This is a genomic window from Pontibacter coccineus, assembly GCF_030546575.1.
GTDB lineage: Bacteria > Bacteroidota > Bacteroidia > Cytophagales > Hymenobacteraceae > Pontibacter > Pontibacter coccineus.
Map to the genome: position 1 here is coordinate 477,974 of NZ_JAUOTN010000001.1, position 13,916 is coordinate 491,889.

General features: G+C 53.6%; 8 protein-coding genes. 3 read left to right on the forward strand and 5 right to left on the reverse strand.

The window, feature by feature from the left end; translation table 11 throughout:
* Positions 1 to 41: 41 nt before the first annotated feature.
* The 4 genes from rfbG to Q4E40_RS02085 all read right to left on the reverse strand — a co-directional run bounded on the left by rfbG (position 42) and on the right by Q4E40_RS02085 (position 4,484).
* A complete protein-coding gene (gene rfbG / locus Q4E40_RS02070) occupies positions 42 to 1,148 on the reverse strand; it encodes a CDP-glucose 4,6-dehydratase (protein ID WP_303409744.1) in 1,107 nt (368 codons plus the stop codon).
* 78 nt (positions 1,149 to 1,226) lie between these two features.
* Positions 1,227 to 2,027 carry a glucose-1-phosphate cytidylyltransferase gene (gene rfbF, locus Q4E40_RS02075; protein WP_253405432.1) on the reverse strand — a complete coding sequence of 267 codons (801 nt, stop codon included), beginning with the start codon at positions 2,025 to 2,027 and terminating at the stop codon, positions 1,227 to 1,229.
* A gap of 299 nt (positions 2,028 to 2,326) precedes the next feature.
* Positions 2,327 to 3,145, reverse strand: coding sequence for a WecB/TagA/CpsF family glycosyltransferase (locus tag Q4E40_RS02080; protein ID WP_303409745.1), 819 nt, complete (start codon positions 3,143 to 3,145; stop codon positions 2,327 to 2,329).
* Positions 3,146 to 3,152: 7 nt separating this feature from the next.
* A complete protein-coding gene (locus Q4E40_RS02085; protein ID WP_303409746.1) occupies positions 3,153 to 4,484 on the reverse strand; it encodes an undecaprenyl-phosphate glucose phosphotransferase in 1,332 nt (443 codons plus the stop codon).
* A 1,050-nt stretch (positions 4,485 to 5,534) separates the two neighbouring features.
* On the opposite strand from Q4E40_RS02085, the gene Q4E40_RS02090 reads away from it, so the two are divergent.
* The 3 genes from Q4E40_RS02090 (at position 5,535) to Q4E40_RS02100 (ending at position 13,617) form a co-directional block, all read left to right on the forward strand.
* Positions 5,535 to 12,071, forward strand: a complete 6,537-nt coding sequence (locus Q4E40_RS02090) for an Ig-like domain-containing protein (protein WP_303409747.1) — start codon at positions 5,535 to 5,537, stop codon at positions 12,069 to 12,071.
* A gap of 6 nt (positions 12,072 to 12,077) precedes the next feature.
* The gene (locus Q4E40_RS02095) at positions 12,078 to 13,094 is read left to right on the forward strand and encodes a PorP/SprF family type IX secretion system membrane protein (RefSeq protein ID WP_303409748.1); all 1,017 of its coding nucleotides are present in this window, start codon (positions 12,078 to 12,080) and stop codon (positions 13,092 to 13,094) included.
* A 130-nt stretch (positions 13,095 to 13,224) separates the two neighbouring features.
* Positions 13,225 to 13,617 carry a transmembrane 220 family protein gene (locus Q4E40_RS02100; protein ID WP_303409749.1) on the forward strand — a complete coding sequence of 131 codons (393 nt, stop codon included), beginning with the start codon at positions 13,225 to 13,227 and terminating at the stop codon, positions 13,615 to 13,617.
* Positions 13,618 to 13,692: 75 nt separating this feature from the next.
* Here the strand turns inward: Q4E40_RS02100 and Q4E40_RS02105 are convergent, their stop codons facing one another.
* The gene (locus tag Q4E40_RS02105; protein WP_220624961.1) at positions 13,693 to 13,902 is read right to left on the reverse strand and encodes a heavy-metal-associated domain-containing protein; all 210 of its coding nucleotides are present in this window, start codon (positions 13,900 to 13,902) and stop codon (positions 13,693 to 13,695) included.
* Positions 13,903 to 13,916 lie beyond the last annotated feature (14 nt).

Consider the following 13,916-nt stretch of genomic DNA (forward strand, 5'->3'; position numbering starts at 1 on the left):
ACACCTGCAAAGGGTTGCCTTGCAGGTGTCTGTCGTTCAGATTAGGAAGGCAGGTATACAGGTTGCTCGTCCTCGAGGTATTCCGCAATCTGGCCTAGCGTGAATTCTTTGATGTCGGTTATAGCTTCGTGGTAGGTCTTATACCAACCGATGGTGCGCTCGATGGCCTGCGCCGAGTTGTACTTCGGCGTCCAGCCCAGTTCTACCAGCGCTTTGCTGATGTCCAGTTTGAGTAATCCGGCTTCGTGTGGCTGGTTCTTGAGCTCCGGTTTATCGTAGCTGCCTGAGCCCCATACCTGCAGCGCTTTTTGCACCAGATCCTCCACCGGGCTGTTGTCGCCGGCTTGCGGACCGAAGTTCCAGGCGCCGCCAAAGGCTCTCGGATCTTGCGCCATTTTAGCGCCCAGCAACAGGTAACCGCCCAGCGGCTCCAATACGTGCTGCCACGGACGCACCGCATTCGGGTTGCGCACCGTTACCGGCTCCCCTACCCGCAGTGCCCGCACAATGTCCGGTATAATGCGGTCTTTGGCCCAGTCGCCACCCCCGATCACGTTACCGGCACGGGCGCTGGCAATCGCTTTCTGGTGCTTGTCGTAGGCCTCCGGATGGAAGAACGAGCGGTTATAGGATGAAATCACCAGCTCCGCACAGGCCTTGCTGGCGCTGTACGGGTCGTAACCACCCAACTGGTCGCTTTCGCGGTACGGGTATACCCATTCCTTGTTCTCGTATACCTTGTCGGTCGTGATCAATACCACCGTGCAAGGCTTTTCGAGTAAACGGACGGCATCCAACACATGGGCTGTGCCGATGGCATTCACGGCGAAGGTTTCTGACGGAAACTCGTAGGACAGGCGCACCAGCGGTTGCGCGGCCAGGTGGAATACAAAGTCCGGCTGAAAACGCAGCACGGCTTCCTCCACAGCCTCCTTGTCACGAATGTCGGCAATCACCGAGTCGCATAGGCTGTCGCCGTCCATCAGGTGGTACAGGTCTTCGTCGGTATCAGGGGCCAAGGCGTAGCCCATTACCTCAGCGCCCAGCGAATGTAGCATTTGCAGCATCCAGGAGCCTTTGAAGCCGGTGTGGCCCGTCAGAAATATTTTTTTGTTTTGATAGGTTTGCTGCAGAAATTCTCTCTTCATCAGCTTATGTTTCGCTAAAAGGTCAGGTATAGGATATGTTATACGCAGGCGCAAACATTCCGGTATACCTGGCGCCCTTTAGGCATTTACGGGTTGGTTTTTAATTACATTGTACCATGGCGCATTGCCAGCCTGAATTAATTCCTCCAGGTAGTTCTTGTCGCGCAGGGTGTCCATGGGTTGCCAGAAGCCAGTGTGCTTAAAGGCCGACATCTCCCCTTCGCGAGCCAGTCGCTCCATCGGTTCGCGCTCCCAGGTGGTGTGGTCGCCGTCGATGTAGTCAATCACAGAAGGTTCCAGCACAAAGAAGCCGCCGTTGATCCATGGTTGTTCGCCGCCTTCGGGTTTTTCCTGGAAGTGGCGCACATGCGTGTCTTCTCCGGAAAGCGTAAAAACGCCGAAACGACCCGGCTGCTGCACGGCGGTGAGTGTCGCCTTGGTGCCCTGCTGTCGGTGGAAGGCAATGGAAGCGCTGATATCGACGTCGCTCACGCCGTCACCATAGGTTAGGCAGAAGGTTTCATCGCCAATGTAGTCACGCACGCGCTTCAGACGGCCGCCTGTCAAAGTACCTTCACCGGTGTCAACCAGCGTCACCTTCCACGATTCTGTTTTGTTTTGGTGCACCTCCATGCTGTTGTTGTTCATGTCGAAGGTCACGTCGGAGTTATAGAGGAAGTAGTTGGCGAAATACTCTTTGATCATGTGACCTTTGTAGCCGCAGCAGATCACAAAGTCGTTGATGCCGTGGGCAGAGTATATTTTCATGATATGCCAGAGGATTGGTTTTCCGCCGATCTCCACCATGGGCTTCGGCCTGATGCCACTCTCCTCACTGATGCGGGTTCCGTATCCGCCTGCCAGTATTACAGCTTTCATTAATTTCTAAGGGTTTGGGTTGAATTTCTATTTAAATCTGTCATCTATACGACAATTACTATATTTTGATTTTGATATTGCAGATTTTCTGAAGGAAGCAAATTAGCGACCTGATTGTCAGGACTCCGCATGTTATAACACGCCTCAGCCAGTAACCACCCGTTCTTATACCTGTATTTGGCAGATAGGTTGAGTCCTGGCCGACTATCCTTTGAAAAGCGCTTTTCTGAAAATCGAAAAGATCGGATGAAAAAAATGCGCTGCGGGCTTCTATACCTGCACAGCGCATTTTTTGTTGACTAGCCTACCGTAACGGTGGTGGCCTTGCTATGTCTATCTTTAGGCCAGAGCATGTCCTTCAGCGTCAGGTATACGAACGTGCTGTTGGTGACCAGGTAGCGCTTCCAGAGTCGCTTCGGTTCCTGGTACAGCCGGTACGTCCACTCCAGCGACAGGTCACGCGCCCACTTCGGCAGTCGCTTCTCCAGTCCGGCATACGTCATGTAAGCCTGGCCAACGCCCAGCATACACGCTTTCACGCGGCCCTTGTGCTCGGCCATCCAGCGCTCCTGCTTCGGGCAACCCAAGGCTACAAACACCAGGTCAGCCCCGGCGTCATTGATCATATCCACGATCGACTGATCCTCAGCCTCGGTCAGTTGACGGAAAGGCGGCGAATAGTGTCCGGCAATTTTTATCGATGGGTGCTTTGCCTTCGCAGTAGCGACCACAGCCTCCAGCACATCATCCGTTGAGCCGAAGAAGAAAACCGACTTGCCTCTGGCAGCGGCCTCCTCGATCAGGCGCGGCATCAGGTCCATACCTGGCACGCGGTCCTGCTGGTGGCCATACTTCAGCTTCATCAGCTTCGACAAAGGACCACCGTCCGGTGAGGCCACATCTGCCTCGTTGAGTATTCGGTTAAAGCTTGGGTCCTGCGAGGCCTCTACAAGCATGTGCACATTGGCAAAGCACACATAAGAGGAGTCCCGGTTATCGGTCATCCAGAAGACCTGCTCCACAAATTCGTCGAAGCGACCCGTGGTAATGTAGGAATTCAGTAAGCGACGCTTCTGCTGCAGGGGTGCTGCCGTTCTGCGTAGGGTGCTTGGTTCCATTATATCGTTAGTATGCATTTTTCTCGCCTCTCACCATGTTCCACACGGTCAGGAAAATGATTTTCATGTCCATCATGAAGCTCCAGTTCTCCATGTATTTCACATCGTACTCCACACGTTTCTCCATCAGGTGCACTTCTTTGGTTTCGCCGCGGTAGCCGCTCACCTGTGCATATCCCGTGATGCCCGGTGTTACGAAGTGACGCATCTTGTACTTATTGATCACTTTAGAGTAGTGATCCAGCTGCGACACCAGGTTCGGACGAGGTCCTACTACGGACATATCGCCTAGCAGTACGTTGAAAAACTGTGGCAGTTCGTCCAGGTTCGTCTTGCGCAGGAAGGCGCCCACTCTCGTTACACGCGGGTCATCTTTGGTGGCCTGCAACTCTGTGTTGTTGTTTACACGCATGGTTCTGAACTTGTAGCACACAAACAGGCGGTTCTTTTTACCAGGGCGCAGCTGCTTGAAGAAGATCGGTCCTGGTGAGCTGATTTTGATAGCCAGTGCGATGATCGGCATCACGATCGGGAACAGAAGCAGGATAACGGCAGAAGAGAAGGCAATGTCAAATACGCGCTTCGCAACACGGTTGGTCACTTGCTCCAGTGGCTCTTTGCGCACACTGATCATCGGGATGTTCTGGTAGAAGTACATGTTCACTTCACGCTGCACAATGGCGCTGAAATCTGGCACAATGCGGAAGTAGATGAAGTTCTCGTCAGCGAACTCTGTCAGCTCGTCGATGTGCTCTTTGTCATTTACGGGCAAGGTATAGTATACCTCGTCGATGTTGTTCTGGAGGCAAAACTCCTGCAGGTCAGACACATTACCCTTTACCATGCTGCTGTGCTTGCTCAGTTCGTCAGCCTTGTCTGAAAAGAAGCCCATGAACTTACGCCCTGGGGCCTCGTCGTTGCTGAAGGTCTGGTGCAGGTTGATAGCGGCAGGTCCCATCCCTACGATCACGTAGCGGCTGTAAGCCATATCTGATTTCGAGAAATAGCGCTGGGCCAGGAAAAGGACCACACGGCTAACACCGATCAGCAGTGCTGTGAACAGGTAGGTGTACAGAAGCAACAGGCGGGACAGATGCTCCAGGTTGAAGATTACGATACAGCTGGTCAGGATCACAGCATGTATTGTAAAGGCATTCAACAGGTTACCTGTCTTTCTGCCTACTGGCAGAAAACCGTCGACTCTGAAAACGAAGTTCTTGAACCCTGATACGATCCACCACACAAGTGCGAAAAGCACGAAGAAGATACTGTATTGGTGGGTGAGCTCCAGATCGCCGTATCTGAAAAGGTTTGAAAGCTTAAAAGCGAAAGCTATCAATGTGATGTCTAGTATTAATAAGATTATTCTATTAAAACTATTATAGTGTCTGTATTTGTGCATAACCTGTAATTGTACTTATTGAATCATAATTCCCTTTTTTCCTAAATTGACCTTCTAACGCCTCTCGCCTTCAATCACTTTGTCAATCCCCACCTTGCTCCGGGAGCAATGACAGTCTTAATGTCTGTATTCACTTTTATACTTTAAGTTTTATTTCTGTTTTTGGTCTTCATTTGCCAGATCCGATTTGGCCTTGAGTTGACAACCAGAATTTAGACTGAAATACGACTGCATTTATATTAAGGTTTATTAATTTATCGCTAAATCGGGAATAAAATTCAAAGCGTTAATATTAGCATATTTATATTTTTAAATACATATAGGTTAAAATAATAACTTATGTCTTTATTATATAACTATTTCTATAATTACCTTCTTTTTGTCCGCTGTTTTACCCAAGGTTACATTCAGAAGCTTATTTATTCTATAAAAAAAATATTTGCAATCACCCACAAACTTTAAAAGGGAGACTAGACAAGATCTTCGATGTTAAAAGTGGATTAGACTTATTGGAACGCGGGCTAGAATATATGGTGAACACACACCCAAACGGTGTTTAATATCATATAAAAATAATACAAAAACTTACCTGATTAGCTTGCTGAAAGGTATGGCGATTGGCGGGAATTCATATAAAAGCTGGTTCTGGCGGGCATTCAGGGTAGAAACAGCAGAGCAAATGCTGCATACCTTCCTAAGCTCAAAATCCCGGTTCATAAAAAATTTACAATTATTTGAACCAAGTAACTTCAAAAAACATTTTGCACAATACGGACAGACCATGAAAATGTTCGGCCAAAGGTGATAAAAGTTTTAAGGCTTTGAAATTCATTTTTCTAACACCTTAGTAACTAACTGTATGACATAGGCAAGCGTCGCAAGAGCTGCTTTTGCTCCTTAGTTATCCCTGCGACTGAATTGAATTTTCCGGCCATAGCCATTTTATATAAAAGCAGTCATCTATAGCAAATTTATACAGACCCCTTTATGCAACCGGTACAAAAGAGCCTCGCTATTGTAGTGCTCACCCTACTTTATGTGCTGTGTTTTGGTCCAAAAACCCTAGCACAAAGTTGCACTCCTATTATAACTATTTCGGGCTCCTCTTCACTTTGCGCTGCGAGTGAAACCACCCTTACTGCCACGCAGGCTGCCAGTTATAAATGGTCGAATGGCGCTACAACCCAGCGCATTACCGTCACAACAGCAGACACTTACACAGTCACTACCACTACCGAGAGCGGCTGCACAGCCACTTCTGCGCCGGTTCTAATCAGTGCCCGGCCCGACGCCACCATCAAAGACCCGCTGTATGACTTTACTTATTGCAGCTATACCGGCAGCGCCAATTCCTTTAAGCTGGAAGTAGAGAATACGTCTAAAACAGCGGCCACTAACACGGGCTATAGCATTAACTGGGGCGATGGCAAAAACAGTAGCCTCGGTGCTGATTTTGAGCGAACCAGCCACACCTACACCGCCGCCGGCCTTTACACCATTACCGTAACGGCCACCGACGCCAGCGGCTGCGAGGGCACCTTCACCGAAAAGCTCTTTATCGGCAGCAACCCCGGCCTGGGTATCACCAGCGACGGCAACAACATCGATTGCGCGCCGGTATCCTACGGCTTCCGGATCACGGGCGTGGAGGGCAACTCCCCGCACACCGTCTATACCTTCCAGTTCGACGACGGCACGCCAGCCTATGTTTTCAAGCACAACGAGCTGCCCGCCGACCGCATCCTGCGTCACGAGTTCCTGGAGTCTTCCAAAGACAAACCCAACGGCTTCACCTTGAAAGGCACCGCTACCAACCAGTGTAACGTGTCGATCGCCACGTTCACCGGCATCCGCATCTCCAAAGGCCCTATTGCTGATTTTGCCATCGGCAATGTGTGCCTGAACGAGCCTGTCCGCTTTCAGGACAAGACCAAGAATGGCTACGATGCCTCAGCAAGAACCGACCGCTACCGTGTGCAATGGGAAATTTTCCCGGCAACCGGCTGGAAATTCTCGTCAGGAAATGGCACGACGCTGTCGCCGAACGTGGTGTTCAACGAATTGGGCGAGTACATGGTCCGCCTCACCGCCTACCCGCTTGATCCGAATTCGACCTGTTTGCCAACGGTAATGGAGCAGATGATCGTGGTGAACGATGTTCCCAAAGCCGCTTTCGACCTGACACCGGACGGCGGTGTATGTGCTCCTACCATCTTCAGAGCCCAGAACAACTCTACCGGTGCTGACCTGAAGTATACCTGGGCGGTTTCGGCAGCAGAAGGCTGGAGCTTTGCCGAGGGCACGAATGCTAATTCCGAGAATCCGGTGTTTAGTTTTGATAAGTCTGGCACCTATACCGTATCCCTGCTGGCCAGCAGCTTCTGTTCTGCCGAGAGCAAGCAGGAAACCAATATTGTGGTCATCCACAAGCCGTTGGCTACACTGCCCACGTCCCAGACCTACTGCGGTCCGCAAACCATTGCATTCTCTGAGAGCAATGCCGCGCACAGACCACAGTACAATGCCCAGTCCGGCACCATCAGTGCCTACCGCTGGGAAGTGAACGGCCCTGCGGGTATAACTTTTGAAGAAGGCACTCACGCAGGTATAGCCCATCCAATCATCCGTTTTGCTGAGCCAGGCACGTACAACGTGAAAGTAACAGCCACCAACGAATGCGGGGACTCAGAGGCAGCCGTGCAGCAAATTACAATCGACGCAATACCTGCACTCGAACTGAGCGCTCCGAAGGAAGTGGTCTGCCTCAACAGCGGCATCATGCAGTTGCAGGCCTCGCACGAAGGCGGCACCTGGAGCGGCTCCGAGTATGTATCAGCTGATGGCCGGTTCAACCCCGCTGCTGTTGGCGCCTATACCCTGACCTATACCCACCGCGCGGGAGTTTGTGAGGTTTCTGAAACACTCACCGTAACGGTGAACGACCTGCCCGCCGCCCCAACCGCGCAGCCGGTGGCAACTCTTTGCCCGGGCAGTAGCGCATTGCTACGAGTACTGCAGGCGGCAGGCAGCGTGCAGTGGTTCGACCAGCCAACAGGCGGCAATCTGCTGCACGAAGGAACCGCTTTCCAAACGGCCGCACTTGACAAGACAACAATATTCTATGCTCAAACTACAGTAGAAGGCGGTTGCGCGAGTGTGCGCACTCCCGTAAAGGTGGAGGTATACCCGGCCACACCCGCTCCTGTGGTAGCCCCTGTTACGCTTTGCGGCGCCGGCAGCAACGCCACCCTGATCGCAGAGGGCAATGCGGGCGCCTACGAATGGTTCGCGGATGCAGCGGCTACGCAGCAACTGGAAACCGGCAGAACCTTCACAGCCCCCAACCTGCCCGAGGGTACCAGCACCTTTTATGTGCGCGGTGTTACCAACGGCTGCTACAGCCCTTTGGTAGCGGCAATTGTCACCATCTTGCCTGCGCTCGACCGCAACACGCTGAAGGATATGGCTGTGATCTGTGCCGGGCAGTCGCCTACCCTGCTCACAGGCACCGCCCCAACGGGCGGCAACGGCAGCTATACCTACCGCTGGGAAGCCAGCGTCACCAGCGCTGACGGCGGATTTGAGGTGCTGGCCGGCGCCAGCAGTGCCACGCTTCAGCCAGGCACACTCAACCGCACTACCTGGTTTAGAAGAACGGTAATGTCAGCGGGTTGTTCCCATACCTCTGCTCCCATCGCCGTTACAGTTACACCTATTATAGAGCAGAACTCGGTTACTGCCATCGCTCCCATGTGTGAAGGCGCAGAAGCCCCTTCGCTGATAGGCACCGAGCCGAAAGGCGGCACAGGCAGCTATACCTATACCTGGGAGTCCAGCACGACAGGCACCAATGGCAGCTTTAAAGCGGCTAATGGCAGCAACCGTGCACAACATTACAATCCGGGTGTGCTGAACGAAACGACCTTTTTCCGTCGCAAAGTAACATCCGGCACTTGCCAGGAGCATATCAGCGAAGCCGTGAAGGTGACCGTCGTGAAGCCAATCACCATGAACTTCGTCTCGGTGCAACAGAACACCATCTGCAGCGGCAGCACACCGTCTGTTATCATCGGCAGCATGCCGCAGGGTGGTACCGCTCAGAAAACTTACCGCTGGGAGATGCGCACCGAAGAAGGCACCTTTGTGCCTGCCCTCGGCACGAACACCGGTCTGAACTATACGCCACAGATCAATGACAAAACCATGTTCTACCGCCGCGTGGTGGCAGGCGGCCCTTGCGGTGAAAACTCCAGCAACGAGATCCAGCTACTGGTGCAGCCAGCCATCGCAGCGAATACCATCCAGATCGCTGGCCAGCCGGTTATCTGCGAAGGCACTGCCGCCGCCACGCTCACAGGCGCACAGCCTTCGGGCGGAAACGGTACCTATACCTACCGCTGGCTTTACAGCACCATCGGACCGAATGCTACGTTTAGCCCGGCTCCTGGTCAGCACACCAGCCAGAACTACACCAGCCCGGCTGCCCTTACGCAAACCACCTGGTATATGCGCGAAGTGGTATCAGGCGAGTGCATCAGCAACTCCGCGGTAGTGGAGGTAACGGTTGTAGGCCTGCCGGCAGCGCCGGAAGTAGCCCCCGTTACGGTTTGCGAGGGCAGCTCGGCCACCCTGACCGTGAACAGCCATACCACCAACACCTTCCGCTGGTACGCCAACGCAACCGCGCAGGACCAACTGTTCGAAGGCTACAGCTTTGAGACAAAAGAACTGCACCAAACAACCACCTTTTTTGTGGAGGCGGTGAATGTGAACGGTTGCGGCAGCAGCGAGCGTCGCCCCGTCACGGTGACGGTCAACAAGCGCATCGACAGCAATAGCTTGATCGCCCTGACTGCCCCAATCTGTGCCGGGCAGCGTCCGGAGGTGCTGACAGGCACCGCCCCAACCGGCGGCAACGGCAGCTATACCTACCGCTGGGAGCGAAGTGAACAAGGTCCTGATGCTGGCTTCAGCCCGATAACGGGTGCCCAGGCAGCCTCTTACCAGCCCGAGGCGCTGGAGAAAACGACCTGGTACAGAAGGGTCGTGCTTTCAGGTCCGTGCGAGGCGCATACCAGCGCTGCCGTGAAAGTGAACGTACTGCCGGCGATCAGCAACAACACCATTACTGTTGAGAAGGGCACCATCTGCTCGGGCGACGTCCTGCAAACACTGAAAGGCGCCGCACCAGCCGGTGGCAATGGCACCTATACCTACCTGTGGGAAAGCAGCCGCAACGGCCAGCACTTCACGGCCGCCGCCGGCACCAATAACCAGCCGGACTATCAAGCCCCTGCCCCACTGACCGAGCGCATGTGGTACAGAAGAGTGGTCTTCTCGGCTCCTTGCCAGCAGTCACTGAGCCCGGTTCTGCAGATTGTGGTGCAGCCGGTGATCGCGAACAACACCATCACCACGCAATCGCATGCGGTGTGCGCGGGCGATACGCCTGGCGAACTGAAAGGCACCCGCCCAACTGGTGGCAACGAGCAACCGGCGTACCTGTGGGAAAGCCGCACCGAAAAAACTGAATTCGCACCTGCCACAGGCACCAACACCAGCATGAACTACCAGCCAGGTCAACTGTCAGAGACGACCTGGTTTCGCCGCAAGGTGGTGGCTGGTGAGTGCTTTCATACATCCGCGGAAGTGCGCATCCTGGTGAACGCAGTGATCGCAAACAACACGATCTCTGGAGACCAGGTGATCTGTACAGGCACAGCTCCGGCTAAGTTGACTGGTTCACAGCCAAGCGGCGGCACCGGCAGCTATACCTTCTACTGGGAGGCGGCAGGCAATGACGGCGTGTTCCGCAAAGTGAACAACAGCGCATCAGCTGATCTGACAGTAGGCATCCTGACCACGACCACGTCTTTCCGCCGTGTGGTGGAGTCGGGTCCGTGCCAGCAGGTGTCGAATGTGGTAACCATTACGGTTTCGCCTGTCATTAGCAACAACACGATCGGTCTGAACCAGAGCATCTTCCGGGGTCAGACACCGGCGCCGCTTTCCGGTACCAACCCAAGTGGAGGCGCCGGAGCGGGCACCTATACCTACCTGTGGGAGAGCAGCTACAGCCAGCAGGGCGGATACCAGCCAGCAGCAGGCATCAACAATGGCCGCCACTATACCCCGGAGGCGCTGCATGAATCGACCTGGTTCCGCCGTCGTGTATTATCGGGCGGTTGTGAGACGACATCCGATCCGGTACTGATCGAAGTTCACAAAGGCGTAACAAACAACAACATCTACAGCGACCAGGTGATCTGTGCAGGCAATAAACCGGTTGCCCTCAACGGCTCGGTGCCAGTGGGTGGCGATGGGGAGTTCCTATACCTGTGGCTGGCCAGCACGAAAGGCGCCAAAACAGGCTTTATGACGGCTACCGGCCAGAGCACCGGCAAAGATTACAGCCCGGCAGCGCTCACGCAGTCTACCTGGTTCCGCCGTGTGGTGCTTTCAGGACCTAAGCCAGACACCAGTGCGGCCGTGTTCATCAACGTGCGCCCGCCGATGGCCAACAACCGCATCAGCACCAGCCAAACCATTTGCTATGGCACTGCTCCATCTTCATTGGTAGGCACCCTGCCAACGGGTGGAAGCGGCAACTATACCTATACCTGGGAAAGCAGCACCAGCGGTCCGGACAATGGCTATACAACGGCAGCCGGCGGCAACAATGGCAAGGACTTCCAGTCGGCTACGCTGACCCAGACGAGCTGGTTCAGGAGAATCGTGACCTCAGAATCGTGCGAGCGCCTGGTGAGCGAGGCGATAAAAGTAACCGTGACCCCACTGCCAGACATGCCGGTAGCGAGTAGCCAGACCATCTGCCACAGTACCAAGGCTACCCTAACGGCTTCCGGCAGGGGCGGCAGACTGGAATGGTACAGCGAGGCAAAAGGTGGCAACCCAATCCTGGTTGGGAGCACCTTCACAACGCCTGTGCTGACAAGCACCACCACCTATTATGTGCAGGAAGTGGCCTCGTCGTGTGCCAGTGAGCGCCGTCCGGTGACCGTAACCGTGCCTGCTCCGAGTGCCAATGCAGGTATAGACCAAACCCTGATGCTGGGCAGAACCGTGCAGCTGCAGGCAAGTGGCGGCACGACCTACAGCTGGTCACCGGCTGAGGGCCTGAGCAACCCGAACATTGCTAACCCTTATGCTAAGCCGGAGAAAACCATGACCTATACCGTGACCGTGACCAACGAAGCCGGCTGTGTGTCCACGGACGAGGTGACCATTACGGTGCAGCAACTGGTGTACGTGCCGAACACCTTTACGCCGAATCAGGATGGCGTAAACGATGTGTGGGAGATTCTCAACATTGTGCAGTACCCGAACTGTAAGGTGCAGGTGTTCAACCAGTGGGGCAATGTGGTGTTCAGCTCTGAAGGCTACAAGCTCCCATGGGACGGACGCCAGAACGGCAAAGAACTGCCAATCGCCACTTATTACTACCTCATTCAGCTGGACAACCAGGAAAAACCGCTTTCAGGAAGTGTGACAATCGTTAAATAACCGTCTATGAACAAACTTTTAGCTTTAGGATTTGTGCTTCTGCTGGCTACCCAGGCCATGGCGCAGCAGAAGCCGCAGTACTCGCAGTATACCCTCAACAATTACCTGCTCAACCCAGCCATTGCAGGTATAGAGGACTACGCCGACGTAAAGATCGGTACCCGGCAGCAGTGGTCCGGACTGGAGGGGGCACCTGTGTCGTACTATGCCACGATTCATGCGCCGCTGATGAAGGAGCCAACTCCGGTGACAGCGGCCCAGCGAAACAGCTCGCCAGCCAAAGAGGCTACCACTAAAAAGCCAACCTCTTACCGTCGTATCCGGCCGCACCATGGGCTGGGGGCCATGGCCATGACGACGGCTACGGGTCCGCTTAAGCGCAGCAGCTTTAATGTGAGCTATGCTTACCACCAGCCCCTCTCCCGTACCCTGCGTGTGGCTGCCGGTGTGGCCCCGGGCCTGATCCAGTACAACTTGGACCCCTCGGCCGTCCGTGTGATCAACCCGAATGATAAAGCCATCAACGACGGGCGGATCAACGAGATGAAGTTTGACCTGAACATGGGGTTGTGGCTGTACTCTTACAACTATTATATAGGTATAGCTGGCGCGCAGCTCGTGCCCAGCAAACGCGAACACCTGACTACCGGCACCGCGACCGATAACAGCGGTCGCCTGCAAAAGCATTACTTCCTGACTGGCGGCTACCGGCTGGACGTGTCACCTGACCTGGCGCTTATACCTTCGGTGATGGTGAAAATGGCCCAGCCAAGCCCGGTGTCGGTGGATGCCACGCTCAAGGCCATGTATAGCGACCGCATTTGGGCAGCGGCCTCTTACCGTCACAACGAATCCTTAGCGGTGATGGCAGGTGTTAACATCAGTTACCTGATGGACCTGAGCTATTCCTATGATGCCAGCGTTTCGCCATTGGGCAGTTCCAACTCGGGCAGCCATGAAGTGGTGCTGGGCCTCAAACTTCGAAATGCCAGCAAAGTTATCTGCCCGCAATGGGCCTGGTAACTTAATCAGGATAGGTTTATGAGATTTTGACGAGCAGCCAATGGCTGCTCGTTTGTTTTTAGCATCACCATAAAAACACAAAACTTTTACATATTATTACAGTATGGTTATGTAATTATCTCCCTCAGCTATGGCCTTTAAACAGATCCTCTCAACTCTTATGGGTATTGTTTTCATTGTTTTTGCCGCTATGCAATACAATGACCCGGACGCTGCTATCTGGATAGCGACTTATCTGGTAGCGGCCATTTTTAGTTTCCTGGTGTCTTTCAACCGAATTAACCAGGCTATTCTTCTAGTAGCTTTTGTTGCCTATGCGGTCGGAGCCGTCTTCTTCTGGCCTGCGAAATGGGAGGGAATAGCGATTGGCGGGGGAGATATCAAAAATATAGAGGAAGCACGCGAGTTTCTTGGCTTAGTCTTAACCAGTATCACGATGCTGACCTTTGCCTTGTTCAGCAGAAGCAGAGCAAGGCTGCACCCAAAGAAACCAATCTACCAACAAGGAAAATGGGCAAACTGATTGCTCAGCCTGCCCATTCTTTTATAGAAGAGGGTGTTGCCTAACCTATTGGCTTGGCCCTTAAAACACCTCTGGTTATACCTGCTCTGCCTTAAAACCGGCTTTTTCTACTGTGCTCTTGATGGTTTGCGCATCCAGGCTGTCGGTGTTCACTTCCAGAATTTTGTCCGGGTTATCTGTATCCACTTTCCAGTCCTGCACCCCTTCCAGTTTGTTCAGATGGGGCGTTACAGCTTTGATACAGCTTCCGCAATTGATGGTCGTTTTAAATTTATAGGTCTTCATATTTAACATAATTT

Excerpts from the sequence above, each read along its gene's own strand:
- rfbG (WP_303409744.1), bottom strand. The coding sequence starts at position 1,148 with ATGAAGAGAGAATTTCTGCAGCAAACCTATCAAAACAAAAAAATATTT.
- rfbF (WP_253405432.1), bottom strand. The coding sequence starts at position 2,027 with ATGAAAGCTGTAATACTGGCAGGCGGATACGGAACCCGCATCAGTGAG.
- Q4E40_RS02080 (WP_303409745.1), bottom strand. The coding sequence starts at position 3,145 with ATGGAACCAAGCACCCTACGCAGAACGGCAGCACCCCTGCAGCAGAAG.
- Q4E40_RS02090 (WP_303409747.1), top strand. The coding sequence starts at position 5,535 with ATGCAACCGGTACAAAAGAGCCTCGCTATTGTAGTGCTCACCCTACTT.
- Q4E40_RS02095 (WP_303409748.1), top strand. The coding sequence starts at position 12,078 with ATGAACAAACTTTTAGCTTTAGGATTTGTGCTTCTGCTGGCTACCCAG.
- Q4E40_RS02100 (WP_303409749.1), top strand. The coding sequence starts at position 13,225 with ATGGCCTTTAAACAGATCCTCTCAACTCTTATGGGTATTGTTTTCATT.
- Q4E40_RS02105 (WP_220624961.1), bottom strand. The coding sequence starts at position 13,902 with ATGAAGACCTATAAATTTAAAACGACCATCAATTGCGGAAGCTGTATC.